Consider the following 25,809-nt stretch of genomic DNA (forward strand, 5'->3'; position numbering starts at 1 on the left):
CCATGCAAGAAAAACTTGTACCCCGGAGGTTATTACCTATTAATTCGTAGATTGCGCCACCACCAAAAAAACAGGAAGATCTTCAGCGAGGCGCGCCCATAAGAAAGCCGGAAAGAACGATGCGTTCGATAAAGGCATCTTCCGCTTTCCGGCCAATGGTTTTCATACCCGTTGGTTACAGCGAAGCTAACTTTCTGATTCGCAGGTTCAACTCGTCTAATTGCGCTGGCGTGGCTTCGGAAGGCGCCTGAGTGAGAAGGCAAGCCGCCTTCTGAGTTTTCGGGAAAGCAATCACGTCTCGAATGGACGGCTGTCCGCATAGAATCATGACCAGCCGATCAAACCCAAAGGCGATGCCGCCATGAGGCGGGGCCCCGGAATCAAGCGCGTTAAGCAGAAATCCGAATTTTTCCTCATATTCTGCAGGTTCCATACCAAGGGCCTTAAACACCTTTTTCTGAAAATCCAGTTGGTGAATACGGATACTGCCGCCACCCACCTCAGAGCCGTTGAGGACCAAATCGTAAGCTCGGGATTTGGCGGCCAGCGGATCAGTTTCAAGCAAATCGAAATCCTCTTCCAAGGGAGACGTAAACGGATGGTGAAGTGCCTGATAGCGTTTGGCCTCCTCGTCATACTCCATCATGGGAAACCGCGTGACCCATAGAAAATTAAACTCATTATCATCAATGAGGCCCAGTTTTCGAGCCAGATGATTTCTCAGATGTCCCAGCGCTTCATTGGTCACTTTTGGCTGATCCGCCACAAAAAACACCAGATCGCCCGGTTTCATATCAAGTCGCTCCGCAAGAGCGGCCTTTTCCGAATCCGAAAAGAACTTGGCAATGGGACTCTGCCATTCATCTTCCTTTACTTTTATCCACGCCAAGCCCTTGGCACGGTAAACCGCCACAAAATCCGTCAGATCATCAATTTCCTTTCGCGACAGATGAATACATCCCTTGGCATTAAGCGCTTTTACCATGCCGCCTTTCTCAACGGCCGAAGCAAACACTTTAAAACCCGATGTCGCTACAATATCGGAAACTTCTTTTAGCTCAAGTTCGAAGCGCAGATCCGGTTTATCCAGGCCGAAGCGGGCCATGGCCTCATCGTAAGGCAGCCGCGGAAACGGGGTTTTCAGCTCAAGTCCGCGAACTTCCCTGAATACGGCGCTCATCAGCCCTTCAGCGATCCGCATTACGTCTTCTTCGCCCACAAAGGACATCTCGATATCGATTTGAGTGAACTCGGGCTGCCTGTCGGCCCGAAGGTCTTCATCCCGAAAGCAGCGAACGATCTGGTAATAGCGCTCAAAGCCGGATATCATCAAAAGTTGTTTAAAGAGCTGTGGAGACTGGGGCAGTGCATAAAACTGACCGGGATTGACCCGGCTTGGCACCAGATAATCCCGCGCGCCCTCGGGCGTGCTTTTGGTGAGCACCGGTGTTTCAATATCTAAAAATCCATTGCTGTTCAAATATTGCCGAACAACCGCCCCTGCCTTGTGACGAAGGACGATGTTTTTTTGAAACTGCGGCCGGCGCAAATCAATATGACGATATTTAAGCCGAATGCTCTCCGATACCTCCACTTTTTCCTCAACGGGAAACGGCGGGGTTTGCGCAGTGTTCAGAACCAACAGCTCATCGGCCATGATTTCGATGTCACCGGTCTTCAGGTTGGGATTATTCATCCCGTCAAGCCGGGCATAAACGATTCCCCGAACCGCCAAAACAAACTCACTGCGAATCACATGCGCCTTTTCGTGAACCGCTGTATTCCGCTCGGGGTTAAACACCACCTGCGTGATGCCCTCCTTATCGCGCAAATCAACAAAAATCACGCCGCCGTGATCGCGACGGCGCTGCACCCAGCCCATCAGGACGACTTCCTGCCCAACGTGCCGTGCACTTAACTCACAACAATGATGTGTCCGCCTCATTTCTCCCAGCAGATCTGCCAATTGAATTACTCCTTTTATCATTTAATCGCGTTGTAATTTTCTCGAAACTTCCGCTACAATCCCATCCATCCGGATTTCAAATTGTTCTGAATTCGACATATCCCTCAATAGGACCATTTTGTTTTCAAGCTCGGATTCACCGAAAATAAGGACATATCTTGATTGAAGGCGATTGGCCCGTTTCATCAAGGCCTTTAGGCTGCGCCCCGAAAAATCCATTTCCGTTCGAATACCGGACCGGCTCAGCTCACAAGACCACAAAAATGCCCGTTGCCGGCATTCATCCCCCAAAGCGACAATAAACACATCCGGCGGTGTCTCAAGCGCCTGGTTGCGAAGCGCTGTAGTTTCTGTTAAGCGATCAAACCCGATGGCAAATCCAATGGCAGGGGTATCCGGTCCGCCGAGTGCCGCCACCAGGCCATCATATCGTCCGCCGCCGGCAACCGCGTTTTGGGCGCCCAGCGCGCCGGTCTGAATTTCAAATGTGGTACGCGTATAATAGTCAAGACCTCTCACCAGCCGTTTATCGATCAGATAGGAAATACCCACCTGCTGCAAATGGGCCTTTACTTCTGAAAAATGCAATTTGCACTCGTTACATAAATAATCCTGCAATGACGGGGCATCCGCCATGGCGTCCCGACACCCGGGCACCTTGCAGTCCAAAAGGCGCAATGCATTTTGCGACTTTCTGCGGCGGCAGTCTTCGCAAAGCGCTGCCATCGCCTTTTCCGCATAGGCTTCAAGCGCGGCCTTGTAGCCGGGCCGGCAATCCGGGCATCCCAGCGAGTTCAGATGCACATGAATATCCGGAACCGATAGCGCCTTTAACAGCGTGACGAGCATATAGATAAGTTGAGCGTCCATGGCCGGCGCGGCCACACCGAACACCTCGGCATTGATTTGATAAAATTGCCGGTAACGTCCTTTTTGCGGCCGTTCCCTTCGAAACATGGGACCGATGGTATAAAATTTCCGGACCGGCTCCGCAGCATACAGTTTATGCTGAATGTAGGCGCGAACCACGGAGGCGGTTGCCTCGGGCCGAAGCGTGATCATTTCCCCTTTTCGATCCGCAAAGGTATACATTTCCTTTTCCACAATATCCGTGCCTTCGCCGATGCTTCTGGCGAACAGCTCGGTCCGCTCCATCAGGGGAACCCGAATCTCCTTGAACCCAAAACCATCAAACAGCCCGGCGGCTGTTTTTTCAACCATCTGCCACAGTTCCACCTCTCCGGGCAAAACATCTTTAAATCCTCGAATTAATTGTATCATGCTCTCTTTTTCCGATTCGTCCGTCGGTCTGACAGTTCGTTAAAACCCTCCAACCGAACGGATTTTAACCATACCAACATAAATCATTCTGTCTATCTTATGGGGCTATTATAGTCAATAATGAACCCGCGGCAATCCATATCTTTGTGAATGCAGCGGCATTAGTGATGCCGTGGAAGGAGGATGGAATGTAGGCCGCGTCACTGTTTGAAAGCCGTTTAAAACCTTGACTTTCGTTATCTTTAAGTAATAATCGAAATAAAACAGGGCTATTCTTTCAGACCCCCAACCGAAGTATTTCAGCAACAGGAAGGAAATGTCATGGCTTCTTCAGTTACCGTAACAACCCTCTTAAAAATGAAAGAAAAGGGCGAAAAAAGCACCATGCTGACCGCATATGACTACCCGTTTGCAAAGATCGTGGACGAATGCGGAGTGGACATGATTCTCGTAGGCGATTCACTGGGAATGGTGGTACAGGGAAATTCCAGCACCCTGCCCGTCACGATGGATGAGGTCATTTACCACACGCGCATGGTCTCAAGGGGCACCCAACGCGCCATGGTGATCGGCGATATGCCGTTTATGTCCTATCAGTCCAGTACCCGGGATGCCATTCTCAATGCCGGGCGGTTTCTTAAGGAAGCCGGCGCCACCGCCGTCAAACTGGAAGGGGGTGCGGCAGTGGCCGACGTGATCCAATCCATTTCAGCAGCCGGAATTCCGGTGCAGGCGCATATTGGCTTGACGCCGCAATCCGTTCACCAGATGGGCGGCTTTAAGGTTCAGCGGGATGAAGACCGGCTTTTATCGGATGCCCGGGATGTGGAGGCTGCCGGCGCCTTTTCCGTTGTTCTGGAAGGTATTCCAGCCGATATCGCCAAGAAGATAACCAACACATTGAAAATTCCCACTATCGGCATCGGCGCCGGCCCGGATTGCGACGGCCAGGTCCTGGTAATTCATGATCTTTTGGGGCTCTTTGACAGGCACACCCCTAAATTCGTTAAACAATACGCCCAACTGGGGCAGGCAGCCAAAAAAGCTGTCACGGCCTATGCCGAGGAGGTTAAGGCGGGCACTTTTCCAAGCAAAGCACATTGCTATTGAAGTTTCGAGCGTAACATCTACAAAAAAGAACCAGGGAACCCAAGAGGGCAATTCATGAAACCATCCTTTGCCATTGTCGGTTGCGGCAGGGTCGGAACCGCATTTGCGTTATATTTATGTAAGTTGGGATATCCTCTGGCCGGTGTTGCCTGCCGGACGATAGACTCTGCCAAAACCCTGGCAACTTTGGTTAACAGCTTACATTTCAGTGACTCTCCCCTGGAAATTACCGGACAGGCCGATGTTGTTTTCATAACGACTCCGGACGGGGTTATTGAGGGGGTTTGCGAAACCATTTCAGAAAAAAACGGTTTCAAGGAAAAAGCGGTGGTGCTGCACAGCAGCGGTGCCCTGCCCTCCACAATTCTTTCTTCCGCCAGGCGTTGCGGCGCTTATATCGGCTCTCTCCATCCGTTGCAGAGTTTTGCATCCAAATCGTTTGATAAAAGCCCGTTTTCCGGCATTATTACCGATATTGAAGGCGATGGCCCCGCGGTGAATATGGCCATTCAAATCGCGACGGATTTGGGCGCCAGCAGCCTGCCGATCAAAACGGAAGCCAAAACGCTGTTTCATGCCTCAGCCGTCGTGGCTTCCAATTATCTGGTATCCGTGCTTGATTTGGCGTTCAGGCTTATCGGTGAAGCGGGGGTGTCGCAAAAAGAAGCATGGAAAGTACTGCAACCACTAGTTAACGGCACACTGAATAATGTCGGCTCCGTAGGCATTCCCGAGGCGCTGACCGGTCCTATCGCTCGCGGGGATGTGGAAACGGTTGCCCGGCATCTTCACCATATGAAAGAAAAGGTGCCGGAACTGGTTCCGCTGTATAACGCCCTGGGACTGCATACCATTCAGGTGGCACTGGCCAAAGGCACCCTGAAAGATGCGCCCGCTGCAGCGCTCACAAAAATTCTTATCCCTTGAGTTCATTGATTTCGTCTGATCGGTTTCAGCGGACTCAAACCGATGAAACGGATGTTCAAATTTTGTTGAGCACCAATGAACGCACTCCCAGTTTTTCATTTGCAGCGTTGAGTTTTTCTTCGTCTGAAATTACCACCACCGCATCATTTTCATCGTCCGCCCTAAAATACTTCCACCCGACTTCCACGACCGTCTCCCGTGTCAGTGCCAGCAGATCCGATTTATATCGGGTTCGGGTTTCATCCTTGAGCAGTACAAATTTGCGCATATACGCCTTTTTGGCAGAAGGGCCGGGCGGATCGGGCCTGTCGAGTTCCGAGCAAACTTGTAAAAGCGCTTCTTTGACATCTTCATCCGAAAAATTACCGGAACGGATAAACTCACACGCCCCGCTGAAGGCCTTCAGGGTAGCGACGATGTGAGGATCTCTGTAGGAGGCAAAACCGAACAGCCCGTTTTCGGGCGAATAAAGAGCAAATCCACCATAGGCACCACCTTTTTCGCGAATTTCACGGTGCAGATATAAAGAGCGCATCAGCTTTGCAATAATGGACAACGCCGGTGCATCCGGATGCCCCAGCCGAACGGTTTCAACCATGCGGGCGACAAAGGACACGGCGGATGTTGTGTACCAGCCTTCCTTTGGCAGGCCTTTGCCTAAATCCATCTCAGGCACGAAAAAAGAGTCCGTTGCTTTTTCCAATTCGATAACGCCGCCAAGACAGGATCGAATGGCCTCACCCGCAGGGCCGGCGTTAACCAATGCCTTATCTTCCCCGATCCAAACCGTGGTCACATTTTCCCCGATAAACAGACGTTTCGCAATTTGCATGAGTATTTCGGTAAGGCCGATAAGGCTATCCTGCGAAAGGGTGTCCGTAAACATCTTGATGAATTTAAGCTGCTCGATTCCGCTCCACATTTCGCTTAAGGCACTTTGGCTCGAATAGCGCCTGGCTGCCAAGGACATGGCCAGTCTGTGGCCGTTGTGAATGACCATGGTTTCCAGGGCGGCCCTGTATTCCAGCAGCAACTGCTTTAGTCTTTCCGTGTTTGAAAAATCGACCTCTCCGATGTATTCCGTCAGAATATCCGTCATCTTACCGATATTTCGTTCAAGGCATTTTCCATCCAAAGACATAAACGGCAAGCATGTTCCGCTGGCGTCATAGCGCGTTCTGGCACTGACCCCCAAACTGATGCCGCCGGTGTATAAATCCATTCTTCGGGCCATTTCCATATAGTCATGCTGGGTTGTCCCCACCTTTGTCACAGCGTAGCAAAAAAAAGGAATCCAGGGCATAAGCGCCCGGTTGATCTTCGAAACCCCTGCCAATGCGGAAAAATAAAAAATGCCGCCGGTTGGCTGCTTGTAGCATCTGCCGGGAATGAGTTGGCAAGGCGAACTTTCCTCAACACTTTTGACGGATGCCGGAATGTCCTCCCGTTCGAGCGTCGGCAGGCAAGAGATATCTTCCTGGGCCTCCTGAAGCTTTTCGAGCGCAAGGGCATCGCGTTTTATTCGGTCGAGATCCTCGGGGGTCAGACCGGCCTGAATCCGCTTCAGCTCTTCTTGAACGCGACGGTCTTCTTTTTCGGCCATGGTCTGGTCCGGCGAAAGCATAAAACGGATACGGTGGGTATTGTTGAGAAAATATTGCTTGATTCGCTCCTCAAAAAAGCAGCCCGAGGCCATCTCGGCCCGAAGCCTGCTAAAATCTTCATCCAGGCGAAGATGGCGTACCGGATCTCCTCCGTGAAACCATCCACCGCAAAACCGCATCAGCAATTTTAAACCGAAAGGATAGGGCGTATTGGTGATCTCCTTTTGGCGAAATTCGATTTGATGAATGGCCCCCTCGATCAGCGCCGAATCAATGCCGTTGGCCGCCAGATTCCGCAACGTATTCAGAATCACTGTTTCCACAGCCGGGTCGGCGTTTGCCGCCACGTCTTTCAATCCGCAGGCAAACAACGTGTCCCGGTTATCCGCATCAAATCCGGTGGCATCGCTTAGCGCCGAGCCCAGCCCTGAATCTATCAGTGCCTTTCGAAGCGGAGAGGCGGAGTTGCCCAATAGAATTTCTTCAAGCAAAGTCAAGACCAACACTTCAAATGAGTCCTTGATATCAGCGGTCAACCATGCCAAGCATGCCTGGTGCTTTTTTACCGGATCTTCCTGAGGTCCCAAAGGGTAAAAGTAGGTTGCCTCACCCGCCTTCGCCCATCTGGGCTGAGAAGGCACTTCGGTCCCCGGATCAATCTGATCGAATTGATCAAGGATTTTTTCAGCGATAAAGGCAAGGTTCTCCTTTAGCGGCAAATTGCCGTAAGTATAAAAAAACGCATTGGAAGGATGATAATGCCGGCGATGAAAGGCTACGAGCTGTTCATGAGTCAATCCGGGAATCTCCACCGGATCACCGCCCGAGTTAAACCGATAGGTCGTATCCGGATAAAGTGCGTTTAAAAGGGATCGTTGGCAAACCTGATCTGGAGAAGACATGGCCCCCTTCATTTCATTATACACAACGCCCTTATACACGAGTCGTTCCGCGTTGCCGTTGGAAGTTTCGATTTCCAGCCGATGCCCCTCCTGTTTGAAGCTTAACGCATCAATATTCGGGAAAAACGCGGCATCCAGATAAACATCCATCAGATTGAAAAAGTCTTTTCGATTTTGTGTGGAAAACGGATACATGGTCCAGTCTGAAGCGGTAAAGGCATTCATGAACGTATTGAGACTTCTTTTCAACATGGAAAAAAATGGATCGCGTACGGCAAATCGACGTGATCCGCACAGCACCGTATGCTCCAAAATATGTGCAACGCCGGTCGAATCGGTAGGCACTGTCTTGAATGCAACGCTGAACGTGTTTTCCTCATCATCATTGCTGATATGGACATATTTGGCACCGGTGCCCTGATGCCGAAGCGAATAGAACACCGATCGGATTTCTTTCAGGTCGGCGATATTCTCCACGACACAGCCCGAAATTTCGTCGCCGATGGTTATTCCGGGGTTGTTTTTATCCATCATTTGATTCATGAAACCGTCCTTTAAACAAAAAGAAGCCACGCCCCCTAAAAGGAGATGTGGTTTATGATCACTGAAAACAAGAGTCCGCCCGTATAAAATGATACCCGGGCGGACCGCACCATTGGCCTGACTGACACGCACTGTCACCCTGATGGGGGCAAGGGAAGAAAAAAAAGATCAGTTGGCTGTGTAAAGGCCTCTGTTTTTGCGCTGAATTCGGCCGGTTTTGCTAAGCCGGAAAATAATATTTCTCAACTTTTTATCGCCAAATCCCGTATTGTCTTTAATTTCCGCAAAACCGGCGCCCTGCTTCGCCAGCCGAATGATATCCAAAACCTGATCAGAGGCCGTCGAGCCGCTTCTGCTGCCGGATGGGCTCGCTGCCCGCCGTCCACGAGGCGCGCTTATTCCGGATCTCACTAGCTTTTCGATCCGGTCCATCCGTTCGATCAGCTTCTCGAAATCCTTCTTGGTGGGTACATTGTACTGCTGCATGAAGAACTTCACCATCGCATCAAAGCTGACCGCTTTGCCTTTTTTCTTCGGCATACTGACCTCCTTGGGGTTGCATGGGTAAAGACCGGTGCCGAAAAGCACTACGGCTCAATGACTACTTAGGAAAAATTACGTTATCAAATTAGAAATGTCAAGCAGTCATAACTAACCCTCTATATTTTTATACAAATACATAATGTCGACATACATGCCTGGATCTGTTATTGATATCATGAGCATTCCGTGATAGGCAAGGGCAAGCTGTTTAAAAAGATGCGCAAATAAAGTGCCAGAAAGGGGAGATCTTAACATTCGACCGTCATTTCCGATAATTTGTTTGAATGCAAACACCCTTCGAATCGCAATCTGCGTTGAATCACAGCGGCGGCTTGCTACTTGCGCTGCCATATCATTACTCAGCGGCCCGCTATGAGCTCTCCCGGAACCCTCTTGAAGGCTCAGGGCCTTCACCCCAAAAAGCAAATGGGTCAGAATTTTTTATCGGATCCGTCCACTGCAAAGATGATCATTGCCCGTTCCGGCATAACGCCTGAAGCTGTGATTCTTGAGATCGGCGCGGGATTAGGAGCGCTCACCATCCCTTTGGGAAAAATTTCAAGTCGTGTTTATGCGATAGAAAAAGATACGCAGCTGCTGGAAATATTAAAATCCGAACTGGCCTTGAATCGAATCGATCACGTCGAATTGCTGAACCGGGATATTCTGAAGGTCGATATTCCCGCTATCGCTCTAAGCACCGGACGGCCTTTGGTAGTATTCGGTAATCTTCCCTATAATATTTCCTCCCAGGTGCTCGTGCAGCTGATAACGGCAAGAAAACATCTGACGCGCTGTTTTCTGATGTTTCAAAAGGAATTGGCGCAGCGGTTGGTTGCCTTACCTGGAAACCGGGATTACGGACGCTTATCCGTTATGCTTCAGTATTGTGCAGCTATCAGGCCGCTGGCAACGATCAATGCGAACCTCTTCTATCCAAAACCGAAAATCGACTCAGAGATCATTGAAATCGATTTTACGCGAGCCCCCGGTTTTTCGGTTCAGGATGAAGCATTTTTATTTCTCGTTATCAAGGCCGCTTTTTCAAAACGACGCAAAACATTAAAAAATTCAATGTCAAAAAGCGTCCTTAAAATGGATACCAACCTGCTGATTCAAGGATTGGAAACCGCGGCCATAGACCCGGTCCGCCGGGCTGAAACCCTCTCTGTCGAGGAATTCGTTCGTCTGGCGGATTGTCTGTATAAACTGAAGTTTTGAGGCAATGGGCTATCGGCCTTCGGGATGACCGCTCTTCTTGCTCCCCCGATTACGTTTCTAACCGCTCAACCCGCTGATTTAATCAACTTCACATATGCTCTGCGACGGTGACCGTACGATCTCCCAGCATGTTCACATAACTGCCCATTTCGTTGTCATACCAGCCGTAAATAACGGCCTGCGTCATGGGAACGTGAACGCCCGCGTCCTTCAGGGTGCTCAATATTTTTTCATCAAGTCCGGGCACCTTCGTTAAATCCAATGTTAATTCCGCTGTTCGGGTATGGGTCTCATGTCCCTCGATAATGGCGGCGGCTTTGGGAAGACCGATAATATCGCAGGAAACATTCTGTTGATCCGAGTAATGCAGATATTTGTTCGGGTCATCGGCCTGGGCTCGGCGGTACACGTTATTGATGACCTCCCTGCGAATCGATTCCCCGTTCATTTCCTCCTGAAAATTGACCACCAGAATAATCAAAGAACCCGTTCCGGTGGGAATTCGCACCGATTCCGCGATAAAACCGATTTCATTCATTTCCGGAATGACCAGGCGCAATGCCTTGGCCGCCCCTGTTGTGGTGAGAATAATATTGTTCATGATACTTCTGTTTTTTCGCAGATCAATTCCGCCGGCTTTAGGCAGCCGGTCCAGCACTTCCTGACTTCCGGTGGCGGCATGAATGGTGGCCATGGAAGCCGACAAGATTCGCTTGGCGCCGAAGTGGTTGATCAGCGGTTTGATCATATGCGCCAAGCAGGTGGTTGTACAGGAAGCATTGGAAAGAATGCGATGGTGTCTCGGGTCGTAATCGTTGTGGTTGATGCCCATCACTGTGGTGACGGCATCATCGGGAATCAGCGCACGTTGGTCTGCTATCTTAAAAGGAGCCGAAACGATGACTTTTTCGGCACCTGAATCCAGGTGACCTCGGATAGCGCCTTTGGGATGATCCGCGGAAAGGGAGGGATCTAGAAATTGACCTGTGGTGTCCACCACTAACCGGACGTTATTATCCCGCCACTGAACATCAGCCGGATTGCGATGCTGCCTTAAAAACGTCACGGGCATGCCGTCAACGCGCATGCACCCGTTTTCTTCATTTAATTCCGAGATAACCGGCCTGCTCTTAAACCCATATAAATAGCCACTGAGGGAGCCATAACTGGAATCCCTTTCAATATAGTGAGCAATATCGGTTAGGCCGGCGCCAACCTCCCGCCCGAGATTAACGACCAGTTCCTTAAAATATTTGCGTCCCACATGGTGCCATAAGGTCAGTTTGCCGATGCGCCCCAATCCGTTGATACCGAGTTTATATACCTTGTCATTTTCACTAACCTGTACCATAGTGCCTCCCAATGGTGTTCTCGCAACAGTATGCGTCACCAGTATTCTTTTCCTCTAAAACGCCACATCATAAAGGCAATAAGCGCTCCCCCGCTATGCCTCATTTACCTTGATTTTTCCAAGGTAGACCGAGCCACCTCGGCCGTCAATACTAATATGATCGCCGGAGTTCACTTTTGCCTGACGGAAAATAAAATACCGTTCATTTTCATCACATATCAGATCCTCGCACCCTACGACACAAGTTTTTCCCATTCGATGGGCCACCACGGCGGCGTGTGAGGTCAATCCGCCCCTTGCCGTCAACAGCCCGTCCGCAGCGAATATTTCCCGAATGTCATCGGGTACCGTATCCCCTCGTATTAACACAAGCGGGGTGTTAGGCTCCAAATTCCGCCAATGATCGATTTCCTCCAGACTGAACACGGCCCGGCCGCTCATCGCGCCCCCGCTGACACCAATGCCGTGCCCGAGAAGCTTGTCGTTGCCGCATTCCGCCAAATCAAAGGTCAGAACTTTTTTTCTTTCCCGCATGGCCATATCGCGGGTCTGAAGAAGGTATAAATCCTTCGGGTCGCTGCTTTCAAAGGTGAACTCGATTTCCTGCGGGCTCCACCCGCGCCGGTAAATCAGCTCATTGGCCCATCTGAGCAGGGTGTTATAAATGGCGGGATAATGGGTTTCCAGCGTGATGTCCGTTTCTCTTTTTTCAATTTCCTGTTGCATCTCCGATATCGGCAGCGTCTTAACCAGCCCGGAAACCACATCCTCCCCCTGATTTCCCAGCGTAAAATCGCCCCACAATTTCAGTGTGTCGCCGGACCAGCGAGGATTGTGCGTAAAAAAAACACCGGTGCCGGATGTTTGGGACCGATTACCGAAAACCATGGCCTGAACCGATACGGTAGTTCCCCAATCATCCGATATCTCAATAATTTGACGATAGGTTTTCGCCTTGGGCGACTCCCAGGAATCCAGCACCTTTTTGATGATCACCATCAATTGCTCAAACGGATTTTCCTGAATCGCGATCCCATGATCCTGAACAAGCTGCTTATAGGTAAGCGCCATGTTTTTCATCTGATCGCCCGGAAGACCCCGCTTATACGCCACGCCGATGCGTTTCTTGAAATCGGCCATAATCGCATCGAAATGATTCCGTGATAAACCGAACGACATGCCGTAACACTGCACAAACCGGCGATAATTATCCCAGGCGAACCAGGTATTTCCCGTATATGTTGCGATGCCATGAGCAATTTCCTCATTTAACCCCACATCCAGAAAGGTATCCATCATACCCGGTTGAGAAATCGGAGAGCCGCTTCGTACCGACACAAGCAACGGGTTTTTCGGATCACCAAAAACTTTCACGGCAGTTTTTTCCAGCAATTTCATGTGGTCTGCCAACTGATCGCGAAAGTTCTGTTGGGCCGGCGGATAGGTTTCAATAATTTCCCGGGAGCGAAACACCTCGGTTGTAATAATAAAACCGGGGGGAACCGGTAACCCGAATTGCGTTAGCTGGGCCAGATGATACCCCTTAGCACCCAGATAAATTACACGAAAAAGCCGCTTATTGGTATCATAGATGGTCGTTATGGCACGCTTGGGGTCGTAATTGAGCAATTGCTGCAGTTTGGCTTTGTGCAATTTATCGGCCTGATGGAAAAGGGTGTGCAAAATCCGGTTTAAAAAATAGTCCAGCTGTTGAAGGCCCAACGAGAGTGCAATCTGATCCCGAAGAAAAATTTCCGAGATGCGATGGACCAGTTTCTCATCTTCCCCCATTTCATCCCGTGGAAGATACTTCGGTAAAATCTGATCCTTTTCAATTCGGGTAAAAATTCGATTCAGATTCTCCTCATGAATATTATTAAAACAGTCGTTGATGATGTTTTTAACCGCCTGAGCAAACCCTTTGATAATATCGAGATATTGCGTGAACGTGAACCCCCGCATTTCCAAAGACAAGGAGAGAAAATCGAGCTGGCGTTCAAATTCAACTGATGAAATGCCATCGAGTTTTAGCGCACGGCCGAATAATATTAACAGATCATATATCTGGAAAAAAGTCGCCTTGGTGATCAGGGTCAGATCGATTTTGGAAATGCAGATATCGAACAACGCATTGACCAGCGACTCAAGCCGAAACGTCAGCCCCAACCCATCAAACTTCAGTTCGTTGTAGGAACCGTACATGGAGGGAATATCGACGGTGAAATGCCTTTTTTTATAAATATTTTCCCGTGCCTCATATCGGTTGCTGCTTAAAATGAGCGTTTTAATCTCCTCGAGAAAAGAGATCAGCCCCGAAAGCTTTCGCTTGGAGTCTGTTTCCGCCAATGCCGTTTCAAGGGCGTCCAGATTCGGAAACGCGCCGGGTCTAAGCTGGGAAAGGTAGTGATCCATTTCCGTAAAGTCGAGCCGATATTTTTGGTAAAGCAGCTTATAGAGCTTTGCCGCCAACTGAACGCGTCGAATATCAATATTCGATACGTCCCGAACATCCGCAAGCAACTGATTCAACCGCTCGTCGGACAATTCCAGAAGCGCATCCGGCAACTGAAGCCCTTGCTTTAATAGTAACGACATGGTGTTGTGAATTCCGTCTACAAATTCACCGTCGGCGGCAACTTGCGCATAGATATAAGGCGGCAAGAAGGGTTTCAGGATCGACTTGTCGCACGTTGTCCAAAAAACAAGCGTTGCACGCATGAAATCCAGTATCTGATTGCTGCTCTCGACATGGCTCTGTTTTCGCAGAAAATGGACCAGTACATCCTTGCGGCGGGTGATTTCATCAATTTCGGTCGAAATATCCCGAAGCTTTCCTTCCGCGCCGATATCGTTGAAAAACACGGGAAACAAACGGGCCAATTGTTTCACCAAATTGTAAACAGGTTCGATAGGGCTATTTAACAACCGGGTGATGTCTCGGGGGAACAGATCCGTGTCCTTGATAAAAACACCGCACACGGATAAGTGAATCGTCAGATAGGACAATAGCTTCGGCGACCATTTGGGGTTCAGCTGTATTAACTCTAGCCAGGTTCTGATATTTAAAATATGAGCGATATTCGCTTTGATCTGCCAGTCATTTCCAACACCGCGAATCTTCGGCGCCTGAAACCCCAGATCAATCATGGAGTCGATGTAAAGGTTGATCAGATCGCTTTCATCGGTTTGGTAGACCCCCTTGCCCATGGTCAACGCACAGTTCAGAACGGTAGCAGGAAATTCTTGAGTGCCTGTTTTCAGAATGGCAAACGTCTTATCAATTAATCGTTTGATTTGCCGGTGGGATTCGTGTCCGATCAGCCAGCTTAGCGTGCGGTTTATTTCCCTGAGAGCCTCTTCATGCACCAAGGACAAGCCGGATATGGACATCATGTGGAAGAGAAAAATGATTTTCCAGCGATATCCCGTCCGCTCATCCCTTCCCAGCTCGAGCAATTTTTGCGGGACTTCCCGATACACCTCAACGATTTCCTGAAATCCGGGAAGCGTGATCAGTTGATCGATAAGCGTTCCGTCTTTTCTCCTCGCCGATTGAATATAATTCTCAAGATCATCGCGCGCCGCTTCGATTCTCCGATGCGAAATTTCCTTGAAAAGTTCCGACAAATGAACCGCGGACTCGTTTTTCCCGATCGCTTTGATAAACCAGCCGTGCGGATCGACCTCACTCAACCAGTAGGCGTAGGTGTTTTTATAGTATTTGGCCAACAATAGGCCGATGGCATCGAATTCCACCTTGGAATCGGCGGCTTTTTGCCGATACAACGCTGCCAGACGTTTAATTTGGTAATAACTTTTGATGAACAGGTTGAATAAAGGAACATTCAGCGCGGCGATTTTCCTGAAACAGGTGTTCAGCGCGGGGAGAAACCGCCCGATATCTCCCTTCGCATCTTTAATTATTTTTTGCACGTACAGCAGTAGATTATCCACTGCGTCCGTTTGCACTTTGGCGTTATTGCCGGACTTGATGGCGGCAAGAAAGATTTCAAAAAATAATTCAGCAACTTCCGGTCCGCGGGGGTGAGCGGTGAGCAGATGAAAATAATCGAGCGCATATCCTCTGGACTCTTTCACAATGAATTGCCAGTTTTTATACGGGTGTGAAAGTTCTTTTAAAAAGGTGTTGAGGCCTTCCATCAGACCGTAATAGCGCGACATAACCAGTTGCATCACTTCATATTTCGGGTCGATATCGACATCGATGTGATAATCGGCAATGTTTACCTCAAGCGCTTTGGATTGAATCTGCAACTGCTGTCTCCTTTTCCCCGGTTAATGCTCGTTTGCTGGTCAAACCGATTGACGAATGAAGGTGGTCATTCGATTCTGTTTGAACGGATTATTTTGAATAATTATCAGAAACTATCACTATTTTCAAGGAAATAGCCGTCAGATGGAAGCGCTTTTGGAGTAGCAATATAGCGCCAAGTATGTTAAATTTCGCTTTTACGTGATTGCCCAATAACACTTTAATATGGCTGCGATTCATGGCGAATGAGAAAATTAAATTAACGATCGACGCTTTGATCCAAATCGTGGAAAAAGGCGGCCGGGTCAAAACGGGAATTGACATTTATTCAAAATCCGGTGTGCTGCTTCTCGATAAGGACGCTCTGGTGAATACCCCAAAACCGCTGCTATTGATAAAGAGGAGCGGAATTACCGACCTGCTTTTCGATCCTCGCGAAATGGGCGGGTTGTGGGACCAAAACGGCAATCCGATAGAAATCAAGCCCGCGATTAAGCCGACCGCGCAATTTGCGGAGCTCTCAAATTCCGGGGAAGTGGAAAAGCGGGTTAAAAATATCACCGAGTTGAAAAATGAGGCGTCCCGAAGATATTTAAAAGCAAAAGAAAACATCAAAAAGGTTATTTCCGATATTCGCAGAACCGGCGGTAAATTCGATTATGAAACCGTAGAGCATACCGTTACCGACCTCGTTGATTTCATTTCGGATAATAATAATGCCTTTTTCTATTTAACCAAAGATATCTTTTCATATGACGATTATCTCTATCATCACGCCATCAATGTCTGTACCATCGGTACCGCCATTTTAAAAAAATTCACGGCCCAATTTGAAACGGATATCACGACGATAGCCCGCAATAAAATGTTTCAGATCTCCATCGGATATTTTCTTCATGATGTGGGCAAGGTGCTCATTCCGGATCATGTGCTGAATAAAACCCGCCAACTGACGCCCGAAGAATTTGCTGTGATAAAAACCCACTCCTATGAAAAAGGGCAGTTTTTATTAGAGCTAAATGGCATCAAGGCGCCTGAAATACAGGCCATCGTCAAATATCATCACAGCGCCATACAAAAAGGCGAGCTAAATTGCTATCCCGATATGGATTTCCCCGAAAAATTACCGGCATATGTAAAGATATGCAAGCTCGCTGATATGTACGATGCCATGACGTCCAAACGCTGTTATAAGGAAGCCTATAACCCGGTCAGCGTGGTAACCAATATTGTCAGAAAATATGCCACAAAGGACCAAACACTAAGATATATTTTACATTCCTTTGTGAAAGCGATCGGTATCTATCCGGCCGGCAGTGTCGTTCGGCTGACAAACCATCAGTTGGCGTATGTCCTTGACAGTGAAGGGCCGCTGGTGATCCCCTTTACGGGCGTCAACAAGGTGCCGCTGACAGGAGTCCCGGCACCCGTTGATATGGAAAATGAAAAACTCAAAGATGTTGGCCTGAGCATCGATATGGACACGCCACTCCTTTCGCCTATCGAGGCATATGCCTTATTGCCGGAGCATATGAAACAGATGGTTTTAAATTAACGAGCCGATTTTCAAACCGTTTCGGTTGAGTCAGGGGCGAGGCGATGCCTACTTGCTTAACGCAGCGAGCCGATACACGAGCATGCCGGCAAGCCATGCGACGTCTTCGGCAGACAACAGTTGCCCGATTGATTCATCGAAGAGGATAGTGCCTTCGGCCGCAAACTCCTCATCTCCTTCCCAGAGGATCAGACGGATCGGAATTTTGGGAAAAACCAAGAATTCAAAACCGGCATCGCCTTCCGAAATGGGTTTTCCACATAATTTTTCGGCAGCAGTTTTAAATCCGACCAAATTATTACCGAAAATATTTTTCAGCGGAACGACAGCCCGTTTGGTAAAGGGTTCGAAATAAAAAGAAGCCCCAGGTATTTCACGATATGCCACCCATTTTCCCCAAGGTGTGACAGGCGCTTGCGCCATCATATAGTGAAGAATCAGCACCTGCTCCTGCAATGGAATTTCAATCGGCCCGGAACCGTCAAGGGCTTGTGTGTCGCTGAAGTCAAATTCAGGCAGTGTCACCCGATAGGTCCGATTTAAAAACTGAATACGATAGCTATCATCAGTATCCCTAAAAAAACCCGTGCGATCGGCAATCTCTTGATAGTTCAAGGTTGCCAGCTGAGACACTGCCAATTTCTTCGCATTGATATAATCATCCACGCGCGCCATGATAACTTTCCTCCTGATTTTATGCCGTTACCCGTCTGACCGGACTAAGGGCGGGTAACCCGATGAACCGCCGTCATCATCACATGCCGCGGCCCTGACAATATGCAATTAGATAAAAATATTAATAGGATACAAAATACGCAGTCTGATTGCCTTTATAAAGCGCTTTTCGAATTTGATCAAGGGCTGTATTGGAGAAATTGGGCCAATGCAAGCAACTATGCTGGCGTAATGGACGGTATCCAACCACTTGTTTTAAAATATAGGCATGCGTCACTTGCGCATTGTGCCGAAACCGGATAAGGAAAGCTAAAAAGGCGCTTTATGCGCTTGCTTCAAGCCCCGGGAGGATTTTTGATGAGACCGGGAACGCTATCGTTAACCACAACACATAGGGAGAAATAATGAACAAAAAGGCAGCGCTGATTACCATGGTTGTTTTTTTCGGGCTGGCAATTTTTTCCGTCAATGTTCCTGCGGTCCGAGCGGAAACCAAACTAACCTACAGTTGTTTTTTCCCGCCGACGCATATTCAGAGCAAGCTCGCTGAAGAATGGGCTAAGGAAGTGGGAAAAAGAACCGATGGTCAGGTGAAGGTTGAGTATTATCCGGGTCAAACGCTTACCAAAGCGCAACAGTGCTATGACGGCGTGGTTGAAGGACTCTCCGATATCGGGTTATCTTGCTTGTCGTACACTCGAGGACGTTTCCCGGTGATGGCGGCCGTCGATCTGCCCATGGGATATACCAGCGGGCTCATGGCAACGAATGTCGCCAATGATGTCCTTAAAAAATTCAACCCCAAGGAGTTCCATGACGTCAACGTCATGTACCTTCATGCCCATGGCCCCGGACTGGTGCATACCAGAGGAAAGCCGGTTCATGCGATGGCGGATATGAAAGGCCTAAAATTCAGAGCCACCGGAACCAGCGCGTTGGTTGTCAGCGCCTTGGGGGGCATGCCGGTTCCCAAGCCGATGCCCGAAAACTATGAGATGCTTCAAAAAGGCGTGGTCGATGGCTCCATGCACCCCTTTGAATCGAACAAAGGATGGCGGCTGGGCGAGGTGCTTGATTATGCCACCGGCTCATTTAGTACCGCCTATACCACGACTTTTTTTGTGGTAATGAATAAAGACAAATGGGCGTCATTACCTGGAAACGTTCAAGCCATCATCGAGCAGATCAATGCCGAATGGGCGCTTAAACACGCAGAAGCCTGGGATACCAGTGATATGGAGGGAATTAAATATTTCCTTGACCAGGGTGGTCAGATCGTCGGGCTTAAGGCGAATGAGCAAGCCGCCTGTAAAAAGGCCGTTGAACCGATCCTTTCCGATTATGTAAAGGACGCTAAAGCAAAAGGTATTGAAAACGCTCATGAAATCGTAGATTTTATTGCACAGCAAGTTACTGCAAAATAGCCTTGCAGATAAAGGAGGTCGGGATTCTTTTTCTCGGCCTCTTTCAGCTAAGAGCCATAAATACACGGCGCATTGATATGCATACCATATTAAAGGTGTTGATCGGAATAAGGTCGCTTTTGAAAGTCTTGGGCGCCACGGCGCTCACCGGGATGATGGCAATCACCTGTGTTGATGTTGTGGGTAGATACCTCAAACATCCAATTTTCGGGTCTGTGGAAATAACGGGATTTTTAGCATCTCTGACCGTCATTTTATCCCTGGCATATACACACCAGATGAACGGGCATATCGGTGTTGAACTTTTTATTCGGCGTTTTTCGAAAATGACACAAGATTTAATTGAAATAGCGACGAATATCATCGGCATTGTTCTTTGCAGCGTCATCACCTGGCAAATGTATATATATGCGCAAATTATCGGAGAATCCGGGGAAGTGTCCATGAATCTTGAGTTCCCGGAGCACATCATCATGTATATCGCCTCGTTTTGTTTCTTTGTGCTCGTATTGACCATGATTGAAGAAATCGCTACCACCATAACAAGAAGGGTTGGCAACAAATGAATCCCACCCTGGCGGGTATTCTTGGTGTTTTCATCATGCTGGTGCTCATTATGACGCGTATGCCCGTGGCATATGTGATGACGTTGGTGGGGTGGGGTGGATTCAGCTTGATGATTTCCACGAAAGGCGGGTTAACTCTCTTATCTAGAAGTATTTATGAAACTTTTTCCTCATACGGATTGACCACGATTCCCCTATTTATTCTCATGGGGCAATTCGCATTTAACAGTGGCATCGGCAGTCGGCTGTATGATACCGCCAATAAATTTTTCGGCAGCACCCGGGGAGGGTTAGCCATCGCGACCGTCACGGCCTGCACGGCATTTGGCGCTGTCTGCGGATCGAGCCCTGCCACAGCCGCCACCATGGCCACCGTTGGTCTGCCTGAAATGCGGCGATACAACTATGCGGATGAATTGGGGGCCGGAACGGTTGCGTCGGGCGGCGGGTTAGGAATGATCATGCCGCCCAGCGTGGTATTGATTGTCTACGGTATTTTGACGGGGGAGTCCATCGGCGCACTCTTCGTGGCCGGTATTCTTCCAGCCCTGCTCATCACCGCCTTGTTTATTTTAACCGTTTATATTCAATGCCGCCTGAAACCCGAACTCGGGCCAAAGGGAAAATCATATTCTATCGCTGAAAAACTTAAAGCCCTTGCCGGATTAGGGGATACGGCGCTTGTGTTCATTCTGGTTATCGGCGGTCTTTTTGCCGGGCTTTTTACCCCTACCGAAGCTGCGGCGGTGGGTGCCTTCGGGGTGTTAGCCATATCCGTGGTTCGCCGTAGACTTTCAGGTGCCGCTTTCGTCAAAGCGCTCTACGAAACGCTTCGCACATCCTGCATGGTCATGTTTCTGATCGCTGGAGCCACCGTTTTCGGCAAATTCCTTGCCGTGACACGAATCCCTTTTGATCTGGCGCAATGGGTAGGTGGACTTGACTTGCCGGCAGTGTTAATTCTGGGTGTCATTATTTTAATTTATTTTCTCGGCGGTTGTATAATGGACTCCCTGGCACTGGTCATGCTCACCATTCCGATTTTTTTTCCGGTGGTCGTTGAACAGCTGGGTTATAATGCGATATGGTTTGGAATCATCATTGTGATGGTGACGGAGATGGGGGTTATTACCCCACCGGTCGGTATCAATGTATACGTGGTTTACGGTGTGTCAAAAACCGTTATCCCCGGTGGTATCGCGTTGGAAACAATTTTCAAGGGAATCTTTCCCTTCCTTCTTGCTGTGCTTGTCGGCACGCTCTTGATGGTTATTTTCCCGAAAATCATTACCTGGTTGCCCGAACTGATGTACTGAGGAAAAAATTTTGTAACTCCTCAGTAGCCAGGAGACAGAATCCAGAATTCTGTATTCCTGAGTAGTTACAAAATTTCATAAATGCCGGGGATGGAATCCCTCCTATTTTCTTGCAAACGCCCATGAAAAGGAATACCCCGACTCACCCCCGCCAAGACGAACCCCATCAAAAAAAGCCTTGGAGACGATGGCATTCGCGCCCCCGTCCAGCAAGTCAAGACCCAACATATAGTCGGCCCGCAAGCGCTCTTCGCGGTTTCCGGGTTCGCCATAGGCATACCGCAGATCATGGCGAAGACAAATTTCGGTCAGGGTGCTAATGCCGGTCATGGCGGCCACCATTTTGTCCGGCAGCATGGAGCAACCGTCGAATACCCAGGGCTTATAAGCATCGAAATGAAGGGTTATCCGTTGCACCAGGTTTTCCATGCCGTAAAATTTACAGATCTCAAGGGCTTTTTCAGTCGTGATCATGTCTCCGGTCTTCGGCAGTTTCATTTTCTCCTCCCTCACCGCTCCCACCTGGCGCGAGCGTTCCTTCTTCTTCGCAACCTTAAATGTTATACCAATGGCTGCATTGCAACCGCCCTAACAGGGGATCCGTCTGCGGCCTCGAATTTCATGGGAAAACATGAAAAAAAGAACGGATCACCGCCCAATTGGTCCAATGCCGTCAAATTTTCTATGATGATGATATGACGGCGTAACAAGATCTTATGGATTGGAAAATCGACCGAATCGGCTGAATCCGCGGAAATGGCGTCCACTCCGATGCCCTTGAGATTAAATTCACTCAACCAGCGTGCCGCCTGCGGTTTCAGCACGGGATAATTCGAAAAATAGGTTGTATTGCCCCAATACCGGCTCCACCCCGTGCAGAGCAACACGAACTCGACCGAACCGATGACTTCGGCATGGGGCTTCAATTCATTTTTATCGATAAATCCGCTAGGCAGATGCGTTAAATCCAAAGATACGGCTTTGCCGAAAAAATGGTCCGCCGGCAGCCGATCGAGTGTTATCCCCTCACCGAGCAGGTGGGCGGGAGCATCCACATGCGTTCCGGTATGAGAACACAGGGTGATTTTCCGCTCCAAAAATCCGGCATCTTCAAGCGCACTGCTGACGGCGAAAACCGGCGGTGCGGTTCCCGGATAGACGGGCATTCCCGGAGAAATGGTGTGCGTTAGATCCATTATCTTCATATAAAATAGCCAATCCCGGCCGGCCATCGGGCCGGAGCAATCATCTGCCCTACTTTTTTTTATAATAACAAGCCTTTTTTATATGTATCGAAAATCATTGGCCATTTTTTCAGCGATTCGAATGCCGTTTTCGCCGATTTCTTCCGGCGATTTACAGTAAGGGAGAAGATATTTCCCGATTATTCGCGTAGAATAGAATTCATTTAAGCGCTCAAACGCCACCTGAATCAAATCGGCGTTCCCCTCGATCGCCCCGGCGCAGGTCACCAACAGCGCCGTGGGTTTGCCGGCAATCAGGGACTTGAATGTGTCACTGCCATACCCTTTACCAAAACAATAATGGCGGTCGATAAAAGCCTTGAGCTGTGCGGTAAACCCCCAGCAATAGAGCGGGGAGGCGTATATCACCGCATCGGCGGCCATAAATTTTCCAAATACGGTTTCCGCGTCATCTTTTTGAACACACCCGGGGATATTCGACTCTCGCTGGCAGGCATAGCACCCAAGGCAGCCGTGAATCGTCAATTCGCAAATGTTGATCCGTTCCACGTCCAGGTCACTCTTTATTCGCGCCTCAAACAAGGAAAGAACTTTGGCTGTATTCCCCGATTTCTGAGGGCTTCCGAGTAAGGTGAGTACTTTTTTCATGGTTCCTCCGTTTCCGTCAAACAAGAAGTGTCGCAAAAACAACATTCCGACTAATTGCGCAGATTAGCGGATGCGGTCGAAAAAGCGAGCGCCTTTAAATAAGGAGGCATGCAATCATAGGCTTTTTTAGGTGTTACCAGTGGCTTCGTGCGATCAATCTGGAGCATGGATTTGTTTAAATCCTCTTTGGTCAAATCAATCGAATCCGGTTGTTGAATCAGGTCTCACCTTGAATATTTGCAATGACTTGATCGATATTCAGCCTTTCTTCCATTCCCCCCCACTCCCCGTTAATTCCAGAAATTCAAAACCATCTGGCGGCAGATATTTAAATATTGGAATCTCATATTCGGATCTTTACAAAAAACTTCCAGGGTGATCGTTTCATCATAACCCGAGGCCTTTAAATGCTTCACCGCATTTTTCCAATCGATATTGCCGACGCCCAAGGGCATGTGGTCATCGGCCCATGAGCGGTTATCCGAAAAGTGAACGTGCCGAATGTACGTGCCGAGCCGGTCGCAGAAGACCTCATGATTATCCTTGCCCAAGTTGGCATGGCCGAAATCAAGATGCACTTTCAGGCCGGGCACTTCGGAAAGAATCCGTTCATACGTGGAAACTCGGTCAAAAGGGGCTTTAAAGTTTTCCAGCACCACTGTCAGCGCATGCGAAGCGGCCATGTCAACGATGGGTTTCAGAGCCTCGATGTTCATTTCGACCAGTCTTCCCTTCATGGCCGGCGGTGAAAAATAGCAGGGATGAATATTCATGACTGGGGCGCCCAGTTTCTTAAAAAGGACAGCACAACGTTCCAGCTCTTTCAGACAGGCCGCCCGGACGCCCTGAATCGGGTAAGCATACGGTAAACAAGGGTCCGTATGTCCGGTAACGCCCAGGCCATACCGTTCAAGAATCGCAAGCAGTTTGACCGTATCTACATGGCAAGCGCAAGGGCCCTCGATGGTCAGATCCACGAAATCAAATTGCGCCTCTCCAAATAAAACGACCTCATCATAAACCGACCGGGCTGGGTCATTCATCATACCGATTTTCATCACAAGTGACCTCTTGGTATTCCGTTTGTTCAGCTATTCAACTTTTTCATCAACCAAGCCATGTTTTCACCCAGCAGTTTCATGGTAGCAATGCCCTCCGCGTCTTTTTCCACATCGCCCTTATCACGGCCGATACCCATGTTCCAATAATTTGCGCCGGGGATGATCATTTGGCTGATAAGGAAAAAATTGTTCATGGTGCCGAATGCATGAACACTACCGGCCCTGCGCACCGCCACAACGGCAGCGCCCAATTTGCGCCGAAACATATCGCCGTTGGATTTGGCCACGTATCCGGCACGGTCGATCAAGGCTTTCATCTCGGTGCTGACATCGGCGAAATAGGTGGGAGAACCTAAAATAATACCGTCAGCCGAGAGCATTTTTTCAATACATTCGTTGAGAATGTCATCCGTTACGGCACAGCGCCGATCTTTATTGCTAAAGCATTTTTGGCAAGCAATACAGCCGTGAATTTTCCGGCCGCTCAAGTTGAACACTTCCGTTTCAATTCTCTCTTTCTGAAGCTCCGCCAGCACATAATGGATGAGAATGGAAGTGTTCCCATCCTTTCGGGCGCTCCCGTTAAATGCAACCACCTTCATTGCCGTTACCTCCCGCTGGTGATAGGCCTTTTCTGAAAAATTGTTCTGTTAAAAACTATACACACCCGATTTCTAAACCGTCAACCAATAATAAAAAGTTGGCCAAAAAGGGCAAAACCTGCTTGCTTAAAAGGAAGTTCACCTGTTATTTTTTCACCCTTGTACCCGACAAAACAAATCGTCTTTCCGTAAAAATGACGCCGATTTCAATGTCAACTGCTTGTGAGGATTACAGAAACTATCAATGAAAGACACTTCTGGGAAACTTCTGAGTAAAATCAACTTGTTGCTATCCTCATGGCAACAAACCGGTGTACCAGCGCGCACAACCCTTCATGAAACCGCTGATGCGCTGTTAACATGGCGGAAGGAACAGCGCATTTCCGGCCTTTGGGACAACGCGCCGCGCATGCTGGGTGCCACCATGGATGATGGGTGGGGCCACGGCATTCAGCTCATTCTCAAATATGCCGAAGTGTTGGGAGTCGAAACCCGTTTTTCCGGACTGCTTCAAAGCCAGAAACAAATTCTTGCGGCCTGCAAGGCATTTCACCCGAATTATCTTGGACTCACCGTATTGCAGTTCGACACGGAGGATGAGTTGACTGCGCTTCGGAAATGTTTGCCTAAACGCATTCAAATCATCGCCGGCGGCCCGGTGTTTCAAATTGATCCGGAGTTTCAGGAACGAGTGGGGATCGATTTTGTGGCCCGGAATGTATCTGGGTTTATACGCTTATTATTAAACACCGTGCTGTGAACAACCATTTTGCTGAGATTATCTGCAAAATTTTTCTAAGATTAGGTGACGCAATTCATCAGCTCACAAGTCGGCCTGATTCCTGAAAAAGCTTGTGACCCCAGCGACAAAAAGTCGATATATAGCTGCGACACAAAAAGGGGCTACGACTCAACTAGTCGTAGCCCCTTAATTTCTGGCGCGCCCGGCAAGATTCGAACTTGCGACCTACGGATTCGTAGTCCGGTACTCTATCCAGCTGAGCTACGGGCGCAGAACAAATTAACATTTGAATTT

General features: G+C 48.9%; 21 protein-coding genes and 1 tRNA gene. 8 read left to right on the forward strand and 14 right to left on the reverse strand.

The window, feature by feature from the left end; genetic code table 11:
* Positions 1-175 precede the first annotated feature (175 nt).
* Together aspS and hisS are read right to left on the reverse strand one after the other, a co-directional pair.
* A complete protein-coding gene (aspS, locus tag RBT11_04010; protein ID MDX9785913.1) occupies positions 176-1,966 on the reverse strand; it encodes an aspartate--tRNA ligase in 1,791 nt (596 codons plus the stop codon).
* Between the two features lie 21 nt (positions 1,967-1,987).
* Positions 1,988-3,247: a histidine--tRNA ligase gene (hisS, locus tag RBT11_04015; GenBank protein ID MDX9785914.1), complete on the reverse strand. Its 1,260-nt coding sequence runs from the start codon at positions 3,245-3,247 to the stop codon at positions 1,988-1,990.
* A gap of 321 nt (positions 3,248-3,568) precedes the next feature.
* Here hisS and panB point away from each other — a divergent pair, with 321 nt between their 5' ends.
* Positions 3,569-4,357, forward strand: a complete 789-nt coding sequence (gene panB, locus RBT11_04020) for a 3-methyl-2-oxobutanoate hydroxymethyltransferase (GenBank protein ID MDX9785915.1) — start codon at positions 3,569-3,571, stop codon at positions 4,355-4,357.
* A gap of 54 nt (positions 4,358-4,411) precedes the next feature.
* On the forward strand, positions 4,412-5,284 hold the full coding sequence (locus RBT11_04025) for a DUF2520 domain-containing protein (GenBank protein ID MDX9785916.1): 873 nt from the start codon (positions 4,412-4,414) through the stop codon (positions 5,282-5,284).
* A 55-nt stretch (positions 5,285-5,339) separates the two neighbouring features.
* On the opposite strand, the gene RBT11_04030 is transcribed toward RBT11_04025, so the two are convergent.
* The 3 genes from RBT11_04030 to RBT11_04040 form a co-directional block, all read right to left on the reverse strand.
* Positions 5,340-8,333: an insulinase family protein gene (locus RBT11_04030; protein ID MDX9785917.1), complete on the reverse strand. Its 2,994-nt coding sequence runs from the start codon at positions 8,331-8,333 to the stop codon at positions 5,340-5,342.
* 168 nt (positions 8,334-8,501) lie between these two features.
* Entirely contained in the window at positions 8,502-8,873 is a 372-nt protein-coding gene (locus tag RBT11_04035) for a hypothetical protein (GenBank protein MDX9785918.1), read from the reverse strand.
* Positions 8,874-8,984: 111 nt separating this feature from the next.
* Positions 8,985-9,227, reverse strand: coding sequence for a hypothetical protein (locus RBT11_04040; GenBank protein MDX9785919.1), 243 nt, complete (start codon positions 9,225-9,227; stop codon positions 8,985-8,987).
* A 21-nt stretch (positions 9,228-9,248) separates the two neighbouring features.
* On the opposite strand from RBT11_04040, the gene rsmA reads away from it, so the two are divergent.
* Positions 9,249-10,097: a 16S rRNA (adenine(1518)-N(6)/adenine(1519)-N(6))-dimethyltransferase RsmA gene (gene rsmA / locus RBT11_04045; GenBank protein ID MDX9785920.1), complete on the forward strand. Its 849-nt coding sequence runs from the start codon at positions 9,249-9,251 to the stop codon at positions 10,095-10,097.
* A gap of 88 nt (positions 10,098-10,185) precedes the next feature.
* Here the strand turns inward: rsmA and RBT11_04050 are convergent, their stop codons facing one another.
* Together RBT11_04050 and RBT11_04055 are read right to left on the reverse strand one after the other, a co-directional pair.
* Entirely contained in the window at positions 10,186-11,448 is a 1,263-nt protein-coding gene (locus RBT11_04050; GenBank protein MDX9785921.1) for a glyceraldehyde 3-phosphate dehydrogenase NAD-binding domain-containing protein, read from the reverse strand.
* Between the two features lie 93 nt (positions 11,449-11,541).
* Complete coding sequence (locus RBT11_04055; protein ID MDX9785922.1) at positions 11,542-15,723, reverse strand: PEP/pyruvate-binding domain-containing protein; 4,182 nt, start codon at positions 15,721-15,723, stop codon at positions 11,542-11,544.
* Positions 15,724-15,959: 236 nt separating this feature from the next.
* Here RBT11_04055 and RBT11_04060 point away from each other — a divergent pair, with 236 nt between their 5' ends.
* Positions 15,960-17,276, forward strand: a complete 1,317-nt coding sequence (locus tag RBT11_04060; protein ID MDX9785923.1) for an HD domain-containing protein — start codon at positions 15,960-15,962, stop codon at positions 17,274-17,276.
* A gap of 48 nt (positions 17,277-17,324) precedes the next feature.
* On the opposite strand, the gene RBT11_04065 is transcribed toward RBT11_04060, so the two are convergent.
* The gene (locus RBT11_04065) at positions 17,325-17,951 is read right to left on the reverse strand and encodes a DUF3786 domain-containing protein (GenBank protein MDX9785924.1); all 627 of its coding nucleotides are present in this window, start codon (positions 17,949-17,951) and stop codon (positions 17,325-17,327) included.
* A 404-nt stretch (positions 17,952-18,355) separates the two neighbouring features.
* On the opposite strand from RBT11_04065, the gene RBT11_04070 reads away from it, so the two are divergent.
* From RBT11_04070 to RBT11_04080, 3 genes are all read left to right on the forward strand, one after another.
* Positions 18,356-19,375 carry a TRAP transporter substrate-binding protein gene (locus RBT11_04070; protein MDX9785925.1) on the forward strand — a complete coding sequence of 340 codons (1,020 nt, stop codon included), beginning with the start codon at positions 18,356-18,358 and terminating at the stop codon, positions 19,373-19,375.
* A gap of 77 nt (positions 19,376-19,452) precedes the next feature.
* Positions 19,453-19,941, forward strand: a complete 489-nt coding sequence (locus RBT11_04075; GenBank protein ID MDX9785926.1) for a TRAP transporter small permease — start codon at positions 19,453-19,455, stop codon at positions 19,939-19,941.
* Entirely contained in the window at positions 19,938-21,257 is a 1,320-nt protein-coding gene (locus RBT11_04080) for a TRAP transporter large permease (GenBank protein ID MDX9785927.1), read from the forward strand. The genes RBT11_04075 and RBT11_04080 overlap by 4 nt, the downstream gene beginning before the upstream one ends.
* Before the next feature lie 102 nt (positions 21,258-21,359).
* Here RBT11_04080 and RBT11_04085 read toward each other — a convergent pair whose 3' ends face one another.
* The 5 genes from RBT11_04085 to RBT11_04105 all read right to left on the reverse strand — a co-directional run bounded on the left by RBT11_04085 (position 21,360) and on the right by RBT11_04105 (position 24,773).
* Positions 21,360-21,755: a hypothetical protein gene (locus RBT11_04085; GenBank protein ID MDX9785928.1), complete on the reverse strand. Its 396-nt coding sequence runs from the start codon at positions 21,753-21,755 to the stop codon at positions 21,360-21,362.
* Between the two features lie 62 nt (positions 21,756-21,817).
* Positions 21,818-22,462: a cyclase family protein gene (locus tag RBT11_04090; GenBank protein ID MDX9785929.1), complete on the reverse strand. Its 645-nt coding sequence runs from the start codon at positions 22,460-22,462 to the stop codon at positions 21,818-21,820.
* 78 nt (positions 22,463-22,540) lie between these two features.
* On the reverse strand, positions 22,541-23,110 hold the full coding sequence (locus RBT11_04095; GenBank protein ID MDX9785930.1) for a flavodoxin family protein: 570 nt from the start codon (positions 23,108-23,110) through the stop codon (positions 22,541-22,543).
* A 290-nt stretch (positions 23,111-23,400) separates the two neighbouring features.
* On the reverse strand, positions 23,401-24,156 hold the full coding sequence (locus RBT11_04100) for a sugar phosphate isomerase/epimerase family protein (GenBank protein ID MDX9785931.1): 756 nt from the start codon (positions 24,154-24,156) through the stop codon (positions 23,401-23,403).
* A 41-nt stretch (positions 24,157-24,197) separates the two neighbouring features.
* Complete coding sequence (locus tag RBT11_04105) at positions 24,198-24,773, reverse strand: flavodoxin family protein (protein ID MDX9785932.1); 576 nt, start codon at positions 24,771-24,773, stop codon at positions 24,198-24,200.
* Positions 24,774-25,017: 244 nt separating this feature from the next.
* Here RBT11_04105 and RBT11_04110 point away from each other — a divergent pair, with 244 nt between their 5' ends.
* Positions 25,018-25,533, forward strand: a complete 516-nt coding sequence (locus RBT11_04110) for a cobalamin B12-binding domain-containing protein (protein ID MDX9785933.1) — start codon at positions 25,018-25,020, stop codon at positions 25,531-25,533.
* 176 nt (positions 25,534-25,709) lie between these two features.
* Here the strand turns inward: RBT11_04110 and RBT11_04115 are convergent.
* Positions 25,710-25,786, reverse strand: a tRNA-Arg gene (locus tag RBT11_04115).
* Positions 25,787-25,809: the final 23 nt, after the last annotated feature.

This window comes from Desulfobacterales bacterium (assembly GCA_034003325.1).
GTDB lineage: Bacteria > Desulfobacterota > Desulfobacteria > Desulfobacterales > JAFDDL01 > JAVEYW01.

Coding starts and splice junctions, on each gene's coding strand:
- hisS (MDX9785914.1), bottom strand. CDS start 3,247: ATGATACAATTAATTCGAGGATTTAAAGATGTTTTGCCCGGAGAGGTG.
- panB (MDX9785915.1), top strand. CDS start 3,569: ATGGCTTCTTCAGTTACCGTAACAACCCTCTTAAAAATGAAAGAAAAG.
- RBT11_04025 (MDX9785916.1), top strand. CDS start 4,412: ATGAAACCATCCTTTGCCATTGTCGGTTGCGGCAGGGTCGGAACCGCA.
- RBT11_04030 (MDX9785917.1), bottom strand. CDS start 8,333: ATGAATCAAATGATGGATAAAAACAACCCCGGAATAACCATCGGCGAC.
- RBT11_04035 (MDX9785918.1), bottom strand. CDS start 8,873: ATGCCGAAGAAAAAAGGCAAAGCGGTCAGCTTTGATGCGATGGTGAAG.
- RBT11_04040 (MDX9785919.1), bottom strand. CDS start 9,227: ATGGCAGCGCAAGTAGCAAGCCGCCGCTGTGATTCAACGCAGATTGCG.
- rsmA (MDX9785920.1), top strand. CDS start 9,249: ATGAGCTCTCCCGGAACCCTCTTGAAGGCTCAGGGCCTTCACCCCAAA.
- RBT11_04050 (MDX9785921.1), bottom strand. CDS start 11,448: ATGGTACAGGTTAGTGAAAATGACAAGGTATATAAACTCGGTATCAAC.
- RBT11_04060 (MDX9785923.1), top strand. CDS start 15,960: ATGGCGAATGAGAAAATTAAATTAACGATCGACGCTTTGATCCAAATC.
- RBT11_04065 (MDX9785924.1), bottom strand. CDS start 17,951: ATGGCGCGCGTGGATGATTATATCAATGCGAAGAAATTGGCAGTGTCT.
- RBT11_04070 (MDX9785925.1), top strand. CDS start 18,356: ATGAACAAAAAGGCAGCGCTGATTACCATGGTTGTTTTTTTCGGGCTG.
- RBT11_04075 (MDX9785926.1), top strand. CDS start 19,453: ATGCATACCATATTAAAGGTGTTGATCGGAATAAGGTCGCTTTTGAAA.
- RBT11_04080 (MDX9785927.1), top strand. CDS start 19,938: ATGAATCCCACCCTGGCGGGTATTCTTGGTGTTTTCATCATGCTGGTG.
- RBT11_04085 (MDX9785928.1), bottom strand. CDS start 21,755: ATGAAACTGCCGAAGACCGGAGACATGATCACGACTGAAAAAGCCCTT.
- RBT11_04090 (MDX9785929.1), bottom strand. CDS start 22,462: ATGAAGATAATGGATCTAACGCACACCATTTCTCCGGGAATGCCCGTC.
- RBT11_04095 (MDX9785930.1), bottom strand. CDS start 23,110: ATGAAAAAAGTACTCACCTTACTCGGAAGCCCTCAGAAATCGGGGAAT.
- RBT11_04100 (MDX9785931.1), bottom strand. CDS start 24,156: ATGATGAATGACCCAGCCCGGTCGGTTTATGATGAGGTCGTTTTATTT.
- RBT11_04105 (MDX9785932.1), bottom strand. CDS start 24,773: ATGAAGGTGGTTGCATTTAACGGGAGCGCCCGAAAGGATGGGAACACT.
- RBT11_04110 (MDX9785933.1), top strand. CDS start 25,018: ATGAAAGACACTTCTGGGAAACTTCTGAGTAAAATCAACTTGTTGCTA.